Source organism: Pseudomonas sp. UTLPPB19802, assembly GCF_059730225.1.
The window spans coordinates 1,707,077-1,725,000 of record NZ_AP048545.1; the positions used below are offsets into that span (position 1 = coordinate 1,707,077).

20 protein-coding genes (1 of these 20 cut by a window edge) are annotated in these 17,924 nt (G+C 61.4%); 15 read left to right on the forward strand and 5 right to left on the reverse strand.

Features of this window, described 5'->3' with window-relative positions; all coding sequences use genetic code 11:
- Positions 1-68 precede the first annotated feature (68 nt).
- On the forward strand, positions 69-911 hold the full coding sequence (deoC, locus tag AC6I6U_RS07730; RefSeq protein ID WP_497881391.1) for a deoxyribose-phosphate aldolase: 843 nt from the start codon (positions 69-71) through the stop codon (positions 909-911).
- Between the two features lie 135 nt (positions 912-1,046).
- Here deoC and AC6I6U_RS07735 read toward each other — a convergent pair whose 3' ends face one another.
- From AC6I6U_RS07735 to AC6I6U_RS07750, 4 genes are all read right to left on the reverse strand, one after another.
- Positions 1,047-1,859, reverse strand: a complete 813-nt coding sequence (locus AC6I6U_RS07735) for a Crp/Fnr family transcriptional regulator (protein WP_497881392.1) — start codon at positions 1,857-1,859, stop codon at positions 1,047-1,049.
- Positions 1,860-1,874: 15 nt separating this feature from the next.
- Complete coding sequence (locus tag AC6I6U_RS07740) at positions 1,875-2,147, reverse strand: TfoX/Sxy family protein (protein ID WP_177090230.1); 273 nt, start codon at positions 2,145-2,147, stop codon at positions 1,875-1,877.
- A 234-nt stretch (positions 2,148-2,381) separates the two neighbouring features.
- The gene (locus tag AC6I6U_RS07745; RefSeq protein WP_497881393.1) at positions 2,382-2,726 is read right to left on the reverse strand and encodes a pentapeptide repeat-containing protein; all 345 of its coding nucleotides are present in this window, start codon (positions 2,724-2,726) and stop codon (positions 2,382-2,384) included.
- An 89-nt stretch (positions 2,727-2,815) separates the two neighbouring features.
- Complete coding sequence (locus AC6I6U_RS07750; protein WP_497881394.1) at positions 2,816-4,372, reverse strand: bifunctional aminoglycoside phosphotransferase/ATP-binding protein; 1,557 nt, start codon at positions 4,370-4,372, stop codon at positions 2,816-2,818.
- Positions 4,373-4,487: 115 nt separating this feature from the next.
- Here AC6I6U_RS07750 and mrcB point away from each other — a divergent pair, with 115 nt between their 5' ends.
- From mrcB to AC6I6U_RS07765, 3 genes are read left to right on the forward strand one after another with little or no spacing between them, the layout of a single operon-like run.
- Complete coding sequence (gene mrcB, locus AC6I6U_RS07755; RefSeq protein ID WP_497881395.1) at positions 4,488-6,812, forward strand: penicillin-binding protein 1B; 2,325 nt, start codon at positions 4,488-4,490, stop codon at positions 6,810-6,812.
- A 16-nt stretch (positions 6,813-6,828) separates the two neighbouring features.
- Entirely contained in the window at positions 6,829-7,572 is a 744-nt protein-coding gene (locus tag AC6I6U_RS07760; RefSeq protein ID WP_497881396.1) for a tetratricopeptide repeat protein, read from the forward strand.
- The gene (locus AC6I6U_RS07765) at positions 7,572-7,901 is read left to right on the forward strand and encodes a YqcC family protein (RefSeq protein WP_497881397.1); all 330 of its coding nucleotides are present in this window, start codon (positions 7,572-7,574) and stop codon (positions 7,899-7,901) included. The genes AC6I6U_RS07760 and AC6I6U_RS07765 overlap by 1 nt, the downstream gene beginning before the upstream one ends.
- Before the next feature lie 154 nt (positions 7,902-8,055).
- On the opposite strand, the gene AC6I6U_RS07770 is transcribed toward AC6I6U_RS07765, so the two are convergent.
- Entirely contained in the window at positions 8,056-8,481 is a 426-nt protein-coding gene (locus AC6I6U_RS07770) for a DUF4124 domain-containing protein (RefSeq protein WP_497881398.1), read from the reverse strand.
- 402 nt (positions 8,482-8,883) lie between these two features.
- Here AC6I6U_RS07770 and AC6I6U_RS07775 point away from each other — a divergent pair, with 402 nt between their 5' ends.
- The 11 genes from AC6I6U_RS07775 to msrP all read left to right on the forward strand — a co-directional run.
- Entirely contained in the window at positions 8,884-10,608 is a 1,725-nt protein-coding gene (locus tag AC6I6U_RS07775) for an acetolactate synthase 3 large subunit (RefSeq protein WP_497881399.1), read from the forward strand.
- A gap of 1 nt (position 10,609) precedes the next feature.
- A complete protein-coding gene (gene ilvN, locus AC6I6U_RS07780) occupies positions 10,610-11,101 on the forward strand; it encodes an acetolactate synthase small subunit (RefSeq protein ID WP_010444113.1) in 492 nt (163 codons plus the stop codon).
- Between the two features lie 47 nt (positions 11,102-11,148).
- Positions 11,149-12,165: a ketol-acid reductoisomerase gene (ilvC, locus tag AC6I6U_RS07785; RefSeq protein ID WP_497881400.1), complete on the forward strand. Its 1,017-nt coding sequence runs from the start codon at positions 11,149-11,151 to the stop codon at positions 12,163-12,165.
- A 173-nt stretch (positions 12,166-12,338) separates the two neighbouring features.
- Complete coding sequence (locus AC6I6U_RS07790; RefSeq protein WP_497881401.1) at positions 12,339-13,004, forward strand: YjfI family protein; 666 nt, start codon at positions 12,339-12,341, stop codon at positions 13,002-13,004.
- Positions 13,005-13,026: 22 nt separating this feature from the next.
- A complete protein-coding gene (locus AC6I6U_RS07795; protein ID WP_497881402.1) occupies positions 13,027-13,731 on the forward strand; it encodes a PspA/IM30 family protein in 705 nt (234 codons plus the stop codon).
- A 110-nt stretch (positions 13,732-13,841) separates the two neighbouring features.
- Positions 13,842-14,501, forward strand: a complete 660-nt coding sequence (locus AC6I6U_RS07800) for a DUF2491 family protein (protein WP_497881403.1) — start codon at positions 13,842-13,844, stop codon at positions 14,499-14,501.
- A 13-nt stretch (positions 14,502-14,514) separates the two neighbouring features.
- Positions 14,515-14,940, forward strand: coding sequence for a DUF350 domain-containing protein (locus AC6I6U_RS07805; RefSeq protein WP_497881404.1), 426 nt, complete (start codon positions 14,515-14,517; stop codon positions 14,938-14,940).
- Positions 14,941-14,967: 27 nt separating this feature from the next.
- Entirely contained in the window at positions 14,968-15,687 is a 720-nt protein-coding gene (locus tag AC6I6U_RS07810) for a DUF1190 domain-containing protein (RefSeq protein WP_497881405.1), read from the forward strand.
- Between the two features lie 12 nt (positions 15,688-15,699).
- On the forward strand, positions 15,700-16,857 hold the full coding sequence (locus AC6I6U_RS07815) for a glutathionylspermidine synthase family protein (protein WP_497881406.1): 1,158 nt from the start codon (positions 15,700-15,702) through the stop codon (positions 16,855-16,857).
- Positions 16,858-16,975: 118 nt separating this feature from the next.
- Positions 16,976-17,824 carry a CDP-diacylglycerol--serine O-phosphatidyltransferase gene (gene pssA / locus AC6I6U_RS07820; protein WP_497881407.1) on the forward strand — a complete coding sequence of 283 codons (849 nt, stop codon included), beginning with the start codon at positions 16,976-16,978 and terminating at the stop codon, positions 17,822-17,824.
- Between the two features lie 63 nt (positions 17,825-17,887).
- A protein-coding gene (msrP, locus tag AC6I6U_RS07825) for a protein-methionine-sulfoxide reductase catalytic subunit MsrP (RefSeq protein ID WP_497881408.1) crosses the window boundary here: on the forward strand, positions 17,888-17,924 show its beginning. Its footprint extends 977 nt past the window's final position; the window shows 37 of its 1,014 coding nt (coding positions 1-37); the start codon lies at positions 17,888-17,890; its stop codon lies off the right edge, out of view.

Genomic DNA, 17,924 nt, shown 5'->3' on the forward strand with positions numbered 1-17,924 from the left:
CGTGCCGTCTGGCGTTTCCAGCGCAGATGGTGGTCGCGTTGATGCAATGATCGGATTCGGGAGCAAACATGAAGCAGACTAATCAGACAGATTGGCAATTGGCCCACTTGGCCATCAGCCTGCTCGACCTGACCTCGTTGAGCAATGACGACGATGCCGAGCGAATCGTTTCGTTGTGTCGACGGGCCGTGACGCCCTTTGGGCCTGTCGCCGCGGTATGTGTTTTCCCGCGGTTCGTCGCGCTGGCTCGGCAGACACTCGACAGCCTCGGGGCGCAGGTGGTCCGGGTGGCCACGGTGGTCAATTTCCCTTATGGCGGGCCGAACGTCGCGTCGGTGGTGTCGGAAACGGAGTCGGTACTCAAGGCCGGGGCGAACGAGGTGGACCTGGTCTATCCCTATCGTTCGCTGCTGATGGGCGACACGCAGACGGGACAGGCCATGGTGTCGGCTTGTCACGAACTGTGTGCGGGGCGGGCCAGGCTCAAGGTGATCCTGGAAACCGGCGAGCTGCGCGATCCGCAGATGATTCGCCAGGCCAGCCAGGATGCAATCGCTGCCGGCGCCGACTTTCTCAAGACCAGCACCGGCAAGGTATTGATCAATGCCACCGAACAGGCCGTGCGCATCATGCTCGAAGCGATTGCCGAGCGAGGCGGGCTGGTGGGGTTGAAGGCGGCGGGTGGCATCCGCACCTTGGGCGATGCCCGGACCTACATCGAGCTGGCGAAGGCCCGTTTCGGTGCGAGTTGGGTCAATGCCGACCATGTGCGCCTGGGCGCTTCGGGGCTGCTGGATGAGCTGCTGGCGCAGTTGGAGTGGACTACCGCTCCGGCAGGCGATGGTGGCGAACGTGAATGTATTCGGGAAAAAAAAGACCCGGCAAAAAGCCGGGTCAATAACCGTGATTAGCCTGATGAGGAGATAATCTGAAGAGTCCGAACCAAGGTCCTTCAGAAAATCCAACCGATCTCGCGATCAGTTGTGATAATCATAACGATTCTCATTTCTAAGTCAACAGCTTTTTCGCGACCGTCTGTCGCCGCGTTATTCATGTTCTCGGTTTGACGACCTGGCGGCGTTCAAGCGGGTGACTTCCTTGTTCAACAGGTCGATCCGGCGCGCCATGCTCTGGATCAGGCTGTGGGCGATGCGTGGGTTGCTCTGGGTCAGGTTGAGGAACTGCTCCTTGGGGATCAGCATGATCGAACAGGCCTGGCTGGCGATCACACTGGCGCTGCGTTTTTCGCCGGTAAATACGGCCATTGCGCCGAAAATCTCGTCCTTGGGGACGTCGCCGACCTTGTGCCCGTCGACAAACGCCTCGGCATGTCCCTCGATGATGATGAACACATGATCGGCATCGTCGCCCTGGCGGATCAGCACTTCACCGGCCGCCACCTGCTGGAAGCCATTGCTGCTGCGGAATTCTGGTTGCTTGAGGCGAGTGACGGCGTCCGACAGCAGGGCGGTCTGGCCCACTAGGTAACGCAGCAGCAGTTCGCTGCGAGACTCGTCGGCGTAGATGTGCTGGAACACCTCGCGGCGCAGGTAGGGCAGCAGGCGCAAAGGGCTGTCGCTGCTGAGCAGGCAACGCGGCCAGTCGATGCCCTGGCGCAGTCCCACCAGATCGCCCTCATGCAGGTAGAACAGCGGGCGCTCGTCTACCCTGGCGTGCACCAGGCCGCTTTCGATCAGGAAAACCCGATCATCGGCCAGCAGCGGGGCGAGGTCGGAAGTCTGTTCGAGTTCGATGGCTTGGCCACAAGGCGACAAACCTTCCAGTAGTCGAGCGGGAATGCTCTGCAGCCGATTGATCAATTCATCGGCGTAGGCCGGTTGCTCCCCGAGTAGATACATGACAAACCTGCACAATCAGTTTTTATGGCGTGACGATATCGCTTCCAATTGTTTATTCAAGGCTTCTTTACGTTCCTGCGGGATGTCATTCCAGTGTATGTCCATCAGGGCGCCCTCGATGGCGTACAACAACACCTTCGAAGCTCGAAAACCCCGGGTCCTCACCGCGCGATAGGCGTCCACTGCCCCTAATCGACGCAAGTCCGATGCGCTGTGGATTCCCACGGCGTGCAGCCATTGCGCCGACGTCTTGCCCAGGTTTTTCAAATGTTGCAGTTCATCGTTCATCAAGCCTCCTTGCGATGGCCGAACGCTGCGTTGTCGAGAGTAGGCAAGCCTGGAATGAGTGTAGCGGTCAGTAGGAAAAGCGTGGTTCGTTGGTCGGTTTTGGCGCAAAAGCTTCTAAGGGCCAGCACGAGAATGCGCAGGTCCTGTGGCGCCGGGAATGGAAAACGCGACAGCTGCCGCTATCCAGGGCAGGGGCTGGCCTGGACTGCAGGGACTGTGGCCGTGCCGGGCGGGTTACTCCGGCTCGTAGCGCATCCGCGTACCGAACTGAACCGACATCAGGATTTCCGCTGCCTTCAATTGCGCAGGAAAATAGGCGCCGGAGATCTGCGCATGGGCCACGCTGGCACCTTCCAGGCGGGAGTTCTGGAAATCGACCCCGCGCAGGTCGGCGGAGCGGAAATAGGCGTCGGTGAAGTCGACCCCGTCGGCATTCAGTTCGCGCAGGTCGAGACCGCGGAAGTCGCCGCCGCGCATGTCGATCGGGCCATCCTTGGGACGGGCCTTGTTGAAGCCGGCAACGTCATCTTTATGCAGCAGGGCGTACAGGGCTGAATCGAGAAGCTTGGGCTGGCTCATGGGGCGTCTCCCGTTGGTTTTATGACGCCAGTATAATGCCACTATGTTTCAACCGTGAAGCGGTTGCGGCTTCACGGCTGAAATAGTTTTTACAAGTTTGGCAGACGCAGGCGAATTTGCGCGATCAAGGTGTCGAGGCTGCCACTTTCGTTGGTCTGGACACGCTTGGAGCGCAGGATTTCATCGGCCCCCAGTGCCTCGCGGGACGCCTGTTGCGCGGCGATGACCTCCAGGGTGGCGTCGGAAGGGTCGGTGGAGTCGGCCTGGCGCTGCGCCAGCCAGCTCTCGATGACCGCCTGCGGGGCGTCGCAGTCGATGATCAGGCATGGTGCACCGGTAGCCTCGGCAACCGTGGCGGCGGCATCGCGCTGGACGCGCTTGAGGTAGGTGGCATCGATCACGACCGGGAAGCCGGCACGCAGGATGATGTCGGCAATTTCGTGCAGGCGCTGGTAGGTCTGTGCGCTGGCGTCCTGGCTATAGATGCCGGTACCGACGTCCTTGGCGCCCTGCTGCTGGCCGAACAGCCGTTTGCGCTCTACATCCGAACGCAGGCGTACCGCGCCCAGCGCTTCGACCAGGCGCATGGCGACGTGGCTCTTGCCGACTGCGGAAACACCGTGAGTAATCGCCAGGAAGCGCGATGGGATGGTGCTGTAGCTTTCTGCCAAATTGGCGTAGTTGCGGTACTGGCGCAGGGTGGTGGCGCGCTGCACCGCTGTCGCTTCTGGCGACAGGCTGAACAGGGCGACCTTGGCCCGTACCAGTGCACGATAGGCTTTATAGAAGTTCAACACCTCCAGGCCCTGGTAGTCGCCGGTCAGTTCCAGGTACTGGCTGATGAAGCGCCGGGCCAGGCTCTTGAGGCCACGGTCTTCCAGGTCCATGGCCAGGAAGGCGGTGTCGGCATAGACGTCGGTGAAACGGAACGGTTCGTTGAACTCGATGCAATCGAAGATCACCACCTTGCCGTCGATGACGGTGGCATTGCCCAGGTGGATGTCGCCGTGGCACTCGCGGATGAAACCTTCGGCCTTGCGCTGGGTGAACAGCGGCTTGAGGCGTTCGAAGCTGGACTCGGCCCAGGCCTGCAGGGCGTCGAGTTGCAGCAGGTCGGCCTTGTCCTGCAGGAATGGACGAATCTGCTCGAAGTTCTGCCGCACCGGCTCCATGACCGCTTCCGGCGTGCCTTGGTAATGCTCCTGCGGCACTTGTGGGGCGTTCTGGTGGAAATGTGCGATCTGTTCAGCCATCTCGTCGACATGCCGGGCCGTCAGCTCGCCGTTGGCCTGCAGGGTGCTGAGCAGCTGGCTTTGCGGGAACTGGCGCATTTTCAGCATGTACTCGATGGCTTGGCCATCGCCGCCCAGTTGCGGGGCCTCGGCACTGCCGGTAATTGGCAGGACTTCCAGGTACAGGTCGTCCGTCAGGCGTTGGTTAAGGCGCAGTTCTTCCTTGCAGAAGTGTCCGCGAGCGGACAGTTCGGTGAAGTCGAGGAAGCCGAAGTTCATCGGCTTCTTGATCTTGTAGGCGTAGGACCCGGTGAGCAGAACCCAGGAAATGTGAGTTTCGATGAGCTGGAATCCTTCTACCGGGTGCGGGTAGAGGGCCGGGTTTTGCAGGGCGGCGATCAGGGACTGGCTCACGAGCGATCCTTCAGGGGTCAGAAATTCAAGGGCGTCATTATGGCCGCTGGGGCGGGTAGTGCAAACCGCCGGGTGTGCATGTTGATCATGAATAAAGTGCGTATAATCCGCGCCCATGACTCGTACCCGATCCCCTCGTTCCAAACCCAAACCTCCGTCCGGTGGCCTGCGTCCCTGGCTCGGCTGGGCGCTCAAGCTCAGCCTGGTCGGCCTCGTGGTGCTGGCCGGCTTTGCCGTCTACCTTGATGCCGTGGTGCAGGAGAAGTTCTCCGGCAAGCGCTGGACCATTCCGGCCAAGGTCTATGCCCGGCCGCTGGAGTTGTTCGTCGGCCAGAAGCTGAGCAAGGACGATTTCCTCACTGAACTCGATGCCCTTGGCTATCGCCGCGAACCGGCGGTCAATGGCCCTGGCGCGGCTTCCGTGAATGGCAACACGGTCGACCTGAATACCCGTGGCTTCCAGTTCTACGAGGGCATGGAGGCTGCCCAGCCGGTACGTGTGCGCTTCTCCGGCGACTACGTGGCCGAACTGGCCGGGCTCAACGGTGCGAAGCTTTCGGTGGTGCGCCTGGAGCCGCTGCTGATCGGTGGGCTTTACCCGAAAAACCTCGAAGACCGCATCCTGATCAAGCTCGACCAGGTGCCGCCGTATCTGCTCGAAACCCTGGTGACCGTGGAAGACCGGGATTTCTACCATCACTTCGGCGTCTCGCCGAAGTCGATTGCCCGGGCGATCTGGGTCAACACCTCTTCCGGGCAGATGCGCCAGGGCGGCAGTACCCTGACCCAGCAACTGGTGAAGAACTTCTTCCTGACCAACGAGCGCAGCCTGAGTCGTAAACTCACCGAGGCAATGATGTCCCTGCTGCTGGAGATGCACTACAGCAAGCAAGAGATTCTCGAGGCCTACCTCAACGAGGTCTTCATCGGCCAGGACGGCCAGCGCGCCGTGCACGGTTTTGGCCTGGCGAGTCAGTTCTTCTTCAGTCAGCCGTTGTCCGAGTTGAAGCTGCACCAGGTGGCATTGCTGGTGGGCATGGTCAAGGGACCGTCCTACTACAACCCGCGGCGCTATCCGGATCGCGCGCTGGAGCGGCGTAACCTGGTGCTCGACCTGCTGGCCCAGCAGGGCGTGGTGACGACCGAGCAGGCCGAGGCGGCGAAGAAAATGCCGCTGGGCGTGACCAAGCGTGGCAGCCTGGCCGACAGCTCGTTCCCCGGCTTCCTCGACCTGGTCAAGCGGCAACTGCGCGAAGACTATCGCGACGAAGACTTGACCGAGGAGGGGCTGCGGATCTTTACCAGTTTCGACCCGATCCTGCAGATGAAGGCCGAGGCTTCGGTCAATGACACCTTCAAGCGCCTGGGGGCTCGCAAGGGCGCCGAGGATGTCGAGGCGGCGATGGTGGTGACCAACCCGGAAACCGGTGAGGTCCAGGCCATGATCGGCAGTCGTCAGCCTGGTTTCGCCGGCTTCAACCGTGCGTTGGACGCCGTGCGCAACATCGGCTCGCTGATCAAGCCGGCGGTCTACCTGACCGCGCTGGAAAAGCCGAGCCAGTACACCCTCACCAGTTGGCTGTCGGACGAGGCTTTCTCGGTCAAGGGCGCGGACGGGCAGGTGTGGAAACCGCAGAACTTCGACCGCCGCTCCCACGGCACGATCTTCCTGTACCAGGGCCTGGCACATTCCTACAACCTGTCGACGGCGCGCCTGGGCCTGGAAGTCGGTGTGCCGAACGTGCTCAAGACGGTCGCCCGGCTGGGCATCACTCGCGAGTTCCCGGCCTATCCGGCGATCCTGCTGGGGGCCGGTGGCATGACGCCGATCGAAGTGGCGACCATGTACCAGACCCTCGCCAACGGTGGTTTCAATACGCCGATGCGCGGCATCCGCAGCGTCCTCACGGCTGAGGGCGAACCGCTCAAGCGTTACCCATTCCAGGTCCAGCAACGGTTCGATCCGGGCTCGATCTACCTGATCCAGGCGGCGATGCAGCGGGTGATGCGCGAGGGTACCGGGGCCAGTGCCTACAATGTGCTGCCCAAGACCCTGACGCTGGCGGGCAAGTCGGGTACCAGTAACGACTCGCGCGACAGCTGGTTCGCCGGTTTCAGCCAGGATCTGCTGGCGGTGGTCTGGCTGGGGCGCGATGACAACGGCAAGACACCGTTCACCGGTGCCACCGGTGCCTTGCAGGTCTGGACCAGTTTCATGAAGAAATCCGACCCGCTGCCCCTGGACATGCCGCAACCGGATAACATTGTCCAGGCCTGGATCGATCCCCATACCGGGCAAGGCACCGATGCCAGTTGCCCTGGTGCGGTACAGATGCCGTATATTCGCGGCAGCGAGCCGGCGCCAGGCGCCGCTTGCGGTGGCTCGGCGCCTGCGCCGGCCAGCGAGGTGATGGATTGGGTCAAGGGCTGGTTGAATTAAGCGAAGAGGGTTTGCAGTGAACAAGTGGTGGTTTCCAGCTTTTACAGCTCTGGCTTTGCTTGGCGGTTGCTCGAGCGTGCCCCGTGGTTCGATCCCGGTCGTCGACTCCAGTACGGCCGTCTCCAACAATGACCGGATTTCGGCCAACGGCGGTTTCCGCCAGACCACCATCCGCCGTGCCGCGCCGAACCAGGCCCAGGCCGTTCCGCAGGATTCCGGGGTGGTGGTGATGGTGCCGGGCGGCGGTGCCGCGACTTCGGCACCGATCAGCAGCGAGCCCTGGACGCCCGGTCCGTCGACGACCGGGTCAATCACGCCGGGACCGGTGGACAGTGCGCCGATCCAGACGTCGTCGGTCAACCAGGGCGGCTACAACATGTCGCAACCCACCGGTATTCCGTCTGGCAGTGGCGGCGGGCTGTCGGCGGACGAACAGTTGGATGGACCGGTCCTGGCACTGCTGACCACTGCCCAACAGCAGCAGTCCGGCGGTGACCTGAACGGTGCGTCGTCGAGCCTCGAGCGCGCCCAGCGCGTGGCGCCGCGTGAGCCGCAAGTGCTCTATCGCCTGGCCCAGGTGCGCATGGCCCAGGGCGACGCGCCACAGGCCGAGCAACTGGCGCGGCGTGGCCTGGGGTTTGCCAATGGTCGTCCCGACCTGCAGGCCAGCCTCTGGGAGCTGATCGCCCAGGCACGGGAAAAACAGGGTGACGCGGCGGGTGCTGCCCAGGCCCGGCAGAAAGCCAGGGTCAACCTCTGATGGACAGTCGCTTTCCATTGATTGCCGATCAGTTGCTGCTGATCGAGCGTGAGCTGCGTGCCCAGGGTTGGTGGGACGAGGTGCCGCCCAGTGAGGAGGCCCTGTCCAGCGTCGAGCCATTCAGCGTCGATACGCTGGATTTCGAGCAGTGGCTGCAGTGGATCTTCCTGCCGAAGATGAAGGTCATCCTCGAAGAGGATATGCCGTTGCCCAGTGCCTCGGGCATCCTGGCCATGGCCGAAATGGTCTACGGCCAGCGTCCGGGGGAGGGTGTGGAGTTGCAGGCGCTGCTGGCGCAGTTCGATCGATTGATCAGCGAGTCGCGCTGATCCGTGGCGAGGGGGCTTGCCCCCACTGGGCCGCAGAGCGGCCCTGAAGCCTGTGATCGCGGTGTGTCAGGTCGTTTGTGCCTGGGGGCTTGCGACTGCTTTGCAGTCGAGTGGGACAAGTCCACCCGCCACTGGACCCTTTTGGCCAAACGACTCAGGAGCAATGATCCTCGATCAGCTTGCGTGTCTCGATCACGCGTGTCTGCCGTTCCTCGTCGGTCAGGCGCCGCAATTCCCCGTCCACCTCCTCGCGAATCCGTGGGTCGTTCTGCAGGCGTGCCAGATTGGTTCGGGCTTGTTCGCAGAACACCTTGCGCTGGGCTTCCTGCTCGGCCACCTGTTTCTTGACCTTGGCGTCCACGGCATTCTGGTCGCCCACCGGCGCGCTGGTCGGCGCTTCGGCCTTGGGTGGCGGCGGGTTGCCGATTGCCGGCGTGACCACCGTCGCCGCCTGTCCGGGAGGCGGCGTGGCGTCGAAATGGGTCAAGCCCTGGGCGTCCACCCATTTGTAGATCGGGCCGGCCAGGCACAGCGGGCTCAGGGCGAACAGCAGGCTGGCCATGAGAATGCTCGTACGCATCGGGTTTCCTTGTCAGGCAGTTCAATCGGCTACCTAGCATATACCTTGTGTCCGGGTTTTCTTGTGCATTCTCATGCGCTTAGTTGGAAGAAAGCGCACAGATGACTTGACTTGGGCGGGGCGAATCACAACAATCCAAAGTCCGCTGTAGAGGGACTGCCAGAAGCAGACCCACTCGGCAGATCATGAGGCGCACATCCGCGCCGACCTGTTACACCCGCAACGCGTTACCTCGCGCTGGGTGGGAAACCCCCGCAACACTTGGGGCACTCCCAATACTTGCTCAGTCAGTGCTGACGTAGTCGGCGACCACCGTCGCTCATGCTCTGCCGAGAAGTAAACCTATTAAGACCCGTCTTCAGTGTTTGTGGACGGTATTCTGGCGTTTTAGAGGTGAACAACGTGGAGCTTTTATCTGGCGGTGAGATGCTCGTCCGCTTCTTGCGTGACGAAGGCGTCAAATATATCTACGGGTACCCGGGTGGTGCTCTTCTTCATGTCTACGATGCCCTGTTCAAAGAGCCGGAAGTGACCCACATCCTGGTTCGTCACGAACAAGCGGCTACCCATATGGCTGACGGCTACGCCCGTGCCACCGGCAAGGCCGGCGTGGTACTGGTGACTTCCGGCCCTGGCGCGACCAACGCCATTACCGGTATCGCCACTGCCTACATGGACTCCATTCCGATGGTGATCATCTCCGGTCAGGTGCCCAGCACCCTGGTCGGTACCGATGCGTTCCAGGAAACCGACATGATCGGTATCTCCCGGCCGATCGTGAAGCACAGCTTCATGGTCAAGCACGCTTCGGAGATCCCCGAGGTCCTGAAGAAGGCGTTCTACCTGGCGCAATCCGGCCGTCCTGGTCCTGTCGTTGTCGATGTCCCGAAAGACATGACCAACCCGGCCGAGAAGTTCGAATACGTCTTTCCGAAAAAAGCCAAGCTGCGCTCCTACAGCCCGGCGGTACGTGGCCACTCCGGCCAGATCCGCAAGGCTGCCGAAATGCTCCTGGCGGCCAAGCGTCCAGTGCTGTACTCCGGCGGTGGCGTGATCCTCGGCGGCGGTTCCGCACCGCTGACCGAACTGGCCAAGATGCTCAACCTGCCAGTTACCAACACCCTGATGGGCCTGGGTGGCTACCCTGGCACCGACCGTCAGTTCGTCGGCATGCTCGGCATGCACGGCAGCTACACCGCCAACCTGACCATGCACCATGCCGACGTGATCCTGGCTGTCGGTGCGCGTTTCGATGACCGTGTCATCAACGGCGCGCCGAAGTTCTGCCCGAACGCCAAGATCATCCACGTCGACATCGACCCGGCATCGATCTCCAAGACCATCAAGGCAGACGTGCCTATCGTGGGTCCGGTGGAGAGCGTGCTGACCGAAATGGTTGCAGCCCTCAAGGAAATCGGCGAGACCCCGAACAAGGAGTCGGTAGCCAGCTGGTGGAAGCAGATCGACGAATGGCGCGGCGATCGCGGCCTGTTCCCCTACGACAAGGGCGACGGCAGCATCATCAAGCCACAGACCGTGATCGAAACCCTGTGCGAAGTGACCAAGGGCGATGCCTTTGTCACCTCCGACGTGGGGCAGCACCAGATGTTCGCGGCGCAGTACTACAAGTTCAACAAGCCCAACCGCTGGATCAACTCCGGTGGCCTGGGCACCATGGGCTTCGGTTTCCCGGCGGCCATGGGCGTCAAGCTGAACTTCCCGGATGTGGATGTCGCCTGCGTCACCGGCGAAGGCAGTATCCAGATGAACATCCAGGAGCTGTCGACCTGCCTGCAGTACGGCCTGCCGGTGAAAATTGTCAGCTTGAACAACGGTGTGCTCGGCATGGTCCGCCAATGGCAGGACATGAGCTACGGCAGCCGCCACTCGCACTCGTACATGGAATCGCTGCCTGACTTCGTCAAGCTGGTCGAGGCCTATGGTCACGTTGGTATCCGTATCACGGACCTGAAGGATCTCAAGCCGAAGATGGAAGAAGCGTTCGCGATGAAGGATCGCCTGGTGTTCCTCGATATCCAGGTCGATACCAGCGAGCACGTCTACCCGATGCAGATCAAAGACGGCTCCATGCGCGATATGTGGCTGAGCAAGACGGAGCGTACCTAACATGCGGCACATCATTTCCCTGCTTCTGGAAAACGAACCTGGCGCTCTGTCTCGTGTGGTAGGCCTGTTCTCGCAGCGTAACTACAACATCGAAAGCCTGACCGTGGCCCCGACCGAAGACCCGACCCTGTCGCGTCTGACGCTGACCACCGTTGGGCACGATGAGATCATCGAGCAGATCACCAAGAACCTGAACAAGCTGGTTGAAGTGGTCAAGCTGGTCGACCTGTCGGAAAGTGCTCACATCGAGCGCGAGCTGATGCTGGTCAAGGTCAAGGCCACCGGCGCCCAGCGCGCCGAGATCAAGCGCACCACCGATATTTATCGCGGGCAGATCGTCGATGTCAGCGCCAGCGTCTATACCGTGCAACTGACCGGTACGAGCGACAAGCTGGACAGCTTCATCCAGGCGATCGGGACGGCCTCGATTCTGGAAACCGTACGCAGTGGCGTCACCGGGATTGCCCGTGGCGACAAAGTACTGAGCATCTAACTTAATTTAGCGAATGGCCTCACGGCCTGGATATATAGGGGTATTTCATGAAAGTTTTCTACGATAAAGACTGCGACCTGTCGATCATCCAGGGCAAGAAAGTCGCCATCATCGGTTACGGTTCCCAGGGGCACGCGCAAGCCTGCAACCTGAAAGATTCCGGCGTCGACGTTACCGTCGGCCTGCGTAAAGGCTCGGCCACTGTTGCCAAGGCCGAGGCCCATGGCCTGAAAGTGGCTGACGTTGCCACTGCCGTTGCTGCTGCCGACCTGGTCATGATCCTGACTCCCGACGAGTTCCAGGGCCAGCTGTACAAGAACGAGATCGAGCCGAACATCAAGAAGGGCGCTACCCTGGCCTTCTCCCACGGCTTCTCGATCCACTACAACCAGGTCGTTCCACGTGGCGACCTCGACGTGATCATGATCGCGCCGAAGGCTCCAGGCCACACCGTACGTTCCGAGTTCGTCAAGGGCGGCGGTATCCCTGACCTGATCGCTATCTACCAGGACGCTTCGGGCAACGCCAAGAACGTCGCCCTGTCCTACGCTGCTGGCGTTGGTGGTGGCCGTACCGGCATCATCGAAACCACCTTCAAGGACGAAACCGAAACCGACCTGTTCGGTGAGCAGGCCGTTCTGTGTGGCGGTACCGTAGAGCTGGTGAAAGCCGGTTTCGAAACCCTGGTCGAAGCGGGCTACGCGCCAGAAATGGCCTACTTCGAGTGCCTGCACGAGCTGAAGCTGATCGTTGACCTCATGTACGAAGGCGGTATCGCCAACATGAACTACTCGATCTCCAACAACGCCGAATACGGCGAGTACGTGACCGGCCCTGAAGTCATCAACGCCGAATCCCGCCAGGCCATGCGCAACGCCCTGAAGCGCATCCAGGACGGCGAATACGCGAAGATGTTCATCGCTGAAGGCGCGACCAACTACCCATCGATGACCGCCAAGCGTCGTAACAACGCTTCTCACGGCATCGAGATCATCGGTGAGCAACTGCGCTCGATGATGCCGTGGATCAGCGCCAACAAGATCGTCGACAAAGCCAAGAACTGAGTCGATGTTGACTTGCCTGCTCCCCCAAGGAGCAGGCAAGGACGATGCTGCTATAGAAAACGCCCCGCCTTGTCGGGGCGTTTTTTTTTGTCATATAAACCTTTTGTGTCAGCCGTTGAACATTCCCGAAAAAGGACGTAATTTACTTACATGTAAGGTTTTCAGGAGGTCCGATGCCACGTAGAAAAGCGCCGGGCGAACAGTCTGCTGCAGGTGAGAGCAAGCGGGCGCCAGCCAAGACCACCGCCGACTATGTGCGTGATATGCGCACCCGGTTGCGCGAGGCAGGGCTGGTGAAGCGGGAGTTCTGGATTCTCCCGGAGAATGCGACAGCCCTGCGGGGCATTGAAAAGGTATTACGCCAACCCTTCCTGGGTGAACGGATCAAACTGGAGGCATTCATGACGGAAAGTATCAACTGGACGATCAACTCGTTGTACAAGGCGCTGTCCGAGCTCGAGGTCGTGAGCAGTGGCGAGATTGTCCTGACCCTCGCCGAGCAGGCAGAGCCGAGCCTCACCCTGGTCATGAGCGAATTTGGCGACCTGCCGCTGTACCTGGCAGTGTCCGGCGACCAGATACTGGTCGATGCGACCCTGGTGGAGGTCAGCCAGGTCAAGGACCCGCAGGTGTTCAACAGCCTGGTCCTGCGCAGTCGCGACCTGTTCCCGCTGTCCAGCGTGGGCATCGAGCGGGTGGGCGACGGTACCGAGGTCTATTGCATGTTTGGCGCACTGAGTGCGGCGTCCACGGTCACCGTGATCGTCCAGGAGATTTTCACCCTGGCGGAGAACGTGATCCGCGCGGTGGAAGCCTTCGAAGACCACATCAACGTCTAAACGAATTCTCAAGGAGCTTTCGATGAGTATCTGGAAAAAAGTCATGACGGCCATTCGTGGTGGCGTCTCTGAAGTCGGCGAGAGCATTGTCGACGCCAACGCCATCCGCATTCTCGAGCAGGAGCAGCGGGATGCCGAAAGCGCCGTGGCCAAGGCCAAGAACGGCCTGGTCGACATCAAGGCCCGTTACAAGCTGTCGCAGCAGCGCCTCGAGGGCCTGAACAACGACATCACCAACTGGGAAGGCAAGGCCATGGCCGCGCTGGACAAGGGTGAGGAAGGCCTGGCCGGCGAGTGTGCCAACAAGGTCGCCGAGATCGAGGCCCTGCGTGACCAGGAAAAGATCCTTGCCGACCAGTTTGGTGTCCAGGTCGAGACCCTGCACGCCCAGGTGACCAAGTCGGAAAACCAGATTCGCGGTCTCAAGCAGCAGATCGAGATGGCCAAGGCTCGCGAAACCGTCCAGCAGGCCCGGGTCGCCACTGCGGCGGCCACCGGCGGGGCGAACGGCAAGCTGGAAACCGCAGTCGGTTCCCTGGCGCGGATCAAGCAGCGCCAGGACGAGCGCGATGCCCGTCTGGACGCGGCGCAGGAACTGGCCGACAACGCCAATGGCGGTGATCTTGAGCGGCGCCTGCAGGAAGCCGGCATCGGTGCCTCCGCGGGTAGCGGCAGCGATGTGCTGGCCCGGTTGAAAGCGCGGCAGAATGCCGGCTCGCCTCAATAAGGTGGTGCAACAGGGCGAGCCCCTTGCGGGGTTTGCCCTTTGCCGGTTGAATGACCGGCTGAATGAAGATGGGCTGGATGGCCCGTTGTCGCCATATGAAGGAGGGCTCGATGAGCTGGATCAAGCGCGTCATGGGGTTCGAGGCGCCCAAGTCCGCCGCGAACGCCACTGCGATTGCGCAGGGGGCGCCACTGGGGCTGGACTCGGGGCGGATGCTGTGCCTGAACCGCTCGCTGAAGCTGTTGCTGGAAGGGCAATCCCATGTCGTCCTGCCCGAGGATGAAAAGGTCTGGGCAGTCGGCAGTATCGATCTTGGGCAGTCGATCCGCCTGCAACGTTTCTACCTCGACAACGAGGACTACTTCCTGCAAGTGGTGATGAACGGGCCGCGAGTTGAGGACATCCAGGACATCATCCTGTTCGGATACCATGACGTCACCCCGATCAACAGCAAGGAGCAGTTACTGAGCCTTACCGGTCCCAACGCCCGGATCGGCATGCCGGTCTACGAACTGGAGGGCGAAGAGTACGGACGCCAATGGGGCGCCGAAGAGGGGCAGACCGAGCTTACGCCGCTGCTGGAGTCCGTCCGCAGTCCGGAGGGAAGCTACTCGGTCAGGCACCTGAGCATGCTCTATGCCCGCGAGATCGGCCTGCTCAATCGCCGCGAGTTCCTGCTGTTTTCCGTCGAGGAGGACGAGGAGGGCACGGTCAGCCTCAGCACCGCCGTCGGCGTGACCCTGCAAATCACCGATATCGAAGTTCTCTGACAAGGAAATCATCATGCTCGACGCGCTGCGCCTGTCGCTCAACGCTACCGCTGTCTACAGCTTTATCGTCTATATGGCGGTAGCGGCCTTGATCTTCATGCTGTTCCAGTTCATCTACACCCGGCTGACACCCCACAAGGAGTTTGTCCTGATCCGCGAAGGTAACACTGCCGCAGCGGTGGCCCTGGGCGGTTCTCTGGTGGGCTTTGCCCTGCCTGCCAGCAATATCATCGCCAACAGTGTCGGCATTGTTGATTTTGTCGCCTGGGTGCTGATCGCCGCCGTGGTGCAACTGCTGGCGTTTCTTGCTGCCAGCCTGGTGCTCAAGGGGCTGTCTGCGCGTATTGCCCGCGGCGAACTGGCGGCGGCCATCTACTCGGCGGCGGTGGCTATCAGTGTCGGGTTGTTGAATGCGGCCTGCATGACGCCGTCGCCTTGAGCCCCGGGCAAGGATAAGGATCATTCAATGAGAACCCGTAGCCCTGTAAAACTGGTGCTGGCCGGTACCCTGCCGTTGGCGCTGTCTGCTTGTGGCCCGTCCGATACCGTCAGCGTCGACGCCAAGCAGAATTTCAAGTCGGTCGAACAGTGTGTCGAGTCCAAGGTGCCGGTGGAGGTCTGTTCCAACGCCTTCATGCAGGCATTGGCCGATCACCGGCGGCTTGCTCCGACTTACGACGACCAGGCCTCCTGCGACAGCGACTTCGTCCCCGGTTATTGCCAGGTGACCGCCGATGGCAAGTACATTCCGAAGATGGGTGGTTTCGAGCTGGCGATGTCCGGCGAGGTACCGCGCAAGGAATACGAACAGGCGGCCGGCGGCTCTGGTGGGTTGGGCGGCGGCAATGGCCTGCTCACCGGACTGCTGATCGGCAATATGCTGAGCAACAACGGCAGTGCCGGTCGTTACTATTCCCAGCCGATCTACGATAACCGCGACAGCCGTGGTTCCTACACCAGCTCGACGCTGTCGCGGCAGATCGAGGACGGCAAGTCGTTCAGTCGTTCGACCCAGGCTCGCTCCAGTTCCAGCAAAAGCTATGTGCCGGCGAGCCTCGGCAAGAGCCTGGGCAGCGGTTCCAGCTCGGTCTCCTCGACGGTGTCGCGTGGCGGTTTTGGCAGCCAGGCTACTGCGCGCAGCGGCTGGGGTGGCAAGAGCAGCGGTGGTTTCAGTTTCGGCGGTTGAGGGAGTGGCCAGGTGAAGAAGGTCGGTATCGAGGAGCGCCCGAACTGGCGTGAGCGTGTCGAGCAGGAGGGGTTTGGCTTTCACACCATCGGTGGCGAGCGCTACTGGGACGAGCGCGCCTTTTACCAGTTCACCGAGGAGCAGGTCACCCGGGACCTGGAGGCGCCGACCAAGGAACTGCACGAGTTGTGCCTGGATGTGGTGGAGCGGGTCGTCGACAGCGAGGAGTTGCTGATCGGCCTGGCGATCCCGCCGGCATTCTTCGATCTGGTCCGCGACTCCTGGAAACAGGGTCATCCTCATCTGTACGGCCGTTTCGATCTGTCCTACGACGGCAGCGGTCCGGCCAAATGCCTGGAAGCCAACTACGACACGCCCACCAGCCTGTTGGAAGCAGGTTCCGTGCAGTTGTTGTGGCTGGAGGAGCAGATTGCCCGCGGCGTGCTGCCGGCCCATGCCAATCAGTTCAATACCCTCGCCGAGGATCTGGTCAGGGCCTTCGCGGCGCTGTCACCTGGCGGCCCCTTCTACTTCTCGGCGATGTCCGGCTCGGAGGAAGATCGCGGTACCACGGACTTTCTGCGCAAAATGGCGGCGCACGCCGGGGTCGAGGCGCGTCATATCGATATCGAGGATATCGGCCTGACCGACCAGGGTCGTTTCGTCGACCTGCAGGGCCAGTGGATTCAGCGCCTGTTCAAGCTGCATGCCTGGGAGCATATCTTTCACGAGGACTTCGGGCAGGCGGTGCCGGGCTGCGACACGCAGTTCGTCGAACCGGCCTGGAAGGCGATCGTCAGTAATAAGGGAATCCTGCCGTTGCTGTGGAAGTTTCACGAGGGGCATCCCAACCTGCTGCCGGCCCATGTCGAACAGGATCCGCAGCGCCCGGTGCCCAGGGGATGGGTGCGCAAGCCGTTCTTCTCCCGTGAGGGCGCCAACATCGAGATCCGTACCGCTGACGACCAGCAGATGGCCGAGGATGGTCCGTATACGGATGCACCCTATATCCTGCAGGCGTTTTCGCCGTTGCCAAAATTTGGCGACAGCTACACCGTCATCGGTTCCTGGATGGTGGGGGACGTGCCCTCTGGAATAGGCATCCGCGAGGACGATAGCCTGATCACCAAGGACAGCAGTCGCTTCCTGCCTCATGTGGTGCTGGGCTGAGCAGCCGGGTTTTTCCGCAGGCGTGGAGCGCTTCTGGTATAAAGCGAGATTGTTTTGCACTCCGTTGGCGATTGCGAGTGCTGTTGAAACCCTTCATTTTAGTTACAAGGTAATTCCAATGACTGAACGTCCCGAAGAGCCCGGCCAGGCCTCCGATGCGGAGAGCCGGCTACCCATCGACGAGCATGTCGAGGAGGGGCATGACGCCGACGGCCAGAAGGTCCGCCATCGCGGCATCTATCTGCTGCCGAACCTGTTCACCACGGCCAACCTGTTTGCCGGTTTCTACGCCATCATCAGCGCAATGAGTGCACAGAGCGCTGCCAGTGCCGGTGATCCGGCCGGGGCGAGCAAGTATTTCGCCTTTTCCGCGATCGCAATCTTCGTCGCGATGGTACTCGACGGGTTGGACGGGCGCGTTGCGCGAATGACCAATACCCAGAGCGCCTTTGGTGCCGAGTACGACTCGCTGTCGGACATGGTTGCCTTCGGCGTTGCACCGGCACTGCTGGCATTCGGCTGGGCCTTGGGCGACATGGGCAAGGTCGGCTGGATGGTCGCCTTCATCTATGTGGCGGGCGCCGCGTTGCGCCTGGCGCGCTTCAACACCCAGGTCGGTACCGCCGACAAGCGCTACTTCATCGGCCTGGCCAGTCCGGCGGCGGCCGGTGTGGTAGCCGGTACGGTGTGGGCGTTCAGCGACTATGGCATCCAGGGCTCGAAGATGTCGTTCCTGGTGGCCCTGCTGGTGGCGGCGGCCGGGATGCTGATGGTCAGCAACATCAAGTACAACAGCTTCAAGGAGCTGGATCTCAAGGGGCGCGTGCCGTTCGTGGCGATTCTCGCCGTGGTGCTGGTGTTCGCCGTGGTGTTCAGTGATCCGCCGCGAATCCTGTTGCTGATCTTCCTCGCTTATGCGGCCTCGGGACCCATTCAGTACTTGTTACACTTGCGTCGGCACAAGTGATGTAATTTCCCCCAGACTCCGTAGTCTATTGGTGCATCTGTCATCCAGTGCTGCGGAGTCGTCATGCTGATCAAGCTTCCCCGGACTTGCGACTCCAAGG

Bases quoted from the DNA above. Each gene is read 5' to 3' on its own strand.
- deoC (WP_497881391.1), top strand. From the start codon at position 69: ATGAAGCAGACTAATCAGACAGATTGGCAATTGGCCCACTTGGCCATC.
- AC6I6U_RS07735 (WP_497881392.1), bottom strand. From the start codon at position 1,859: ATGTATCTACTCGGGGAGCAACCGGCCTACGCCGATGAATTGATCAAT.
- AC6I6U_RS07740 (WP_177090230.1), bottom strand. From the start codon at position 2,147: ATGAACGATGAACTGCAACATTTGAAAAACCTGGGCAAGACGTCGGCG.
- AC6I6U_RS07745 (WP_497881393.1), bottom strand. From the start codon at position 2,726: ATGAGCCAGCCCAAGCTTCTCGATTCAGCCCTGTACGCCCTGCTGCAT.
- mrcB (WP_497881395.1), top strand. From the start codon at position 4,488: ATGACTCGTACCCGATCCCCTCGTTCCAAACCCAAACCTCCGTCCGGT.
- AC6I6U_RS07765 (WP_497881397.1), top strand. From the start codon at position 7,572: ATGGACAGTCGCTTTCCATTGATTGCCGATCAGTTGCTGCTGATCGAG.
- AC6I6U_RS07770 (WP_497881398.1), bottom strand. From the start codon at position 8,481: ATGCGTACGAGCATTCTCATGGCCAGCCTGCTGTTCGCCCTGAGCCCG.
- ilvN (WP_010444113.1), top strand. From the start codon at position 10,610: ATGCGGCACATCATTTCCCTGCTTCTGGAAAACGAACCTGGCGCTCTG.
- ilvC (WP_497881400.1), top strand. From the start codon at position 11,149: ATGAAAGTTTTCTACGATAAAGACTGCGACCTGTCGATCATCCAGGGC.
- AC6I6U_RS07790 (WP_497881401.1), top strand. From the start codon at position 12,339: ATGCCACGTAGAAAAGCGCCGGGCGAACAGTCTGCTGCAGGTGAGAGC.
- AC6I6U_RS07795 (WP_497881402.1), top strand. From the start codon at position 13,027: ATGAGTATCTGGAAAAAAGTCATGACGGCCATTCGTGGTGGCGTCTCT.
- AC6I6U_RS07800 (WP_497881403.1), top strand. From the start codon at position 13,842: ATGAGCTGGATCAAGCGCGTCATGGGGTTCGAGGCGCCCAAGTCCGCC.
- AC6I6U_RS07805 (WP_497881404.1), top strand. From the start codon at position 14,515: ATGCTCGACGCGCTGCGCCTGTCGCTCAACGCTACCGCTGTCTACAGC.
- AC6I6U_RS07810 (WP_497881405.1), top strand. From the start codon at position 14,968: ATGAGAACCCGTAGCCCTGTAAAACTGGTGCTGGCCGGTACCCTGCCG.
- pssA (WP_497881407.1), top strand. From the start codon at position 16,976: ATGACTGAACGTCCCGAAGAGCCCGGCCAGGCCTCCGATGCGGAGAGC.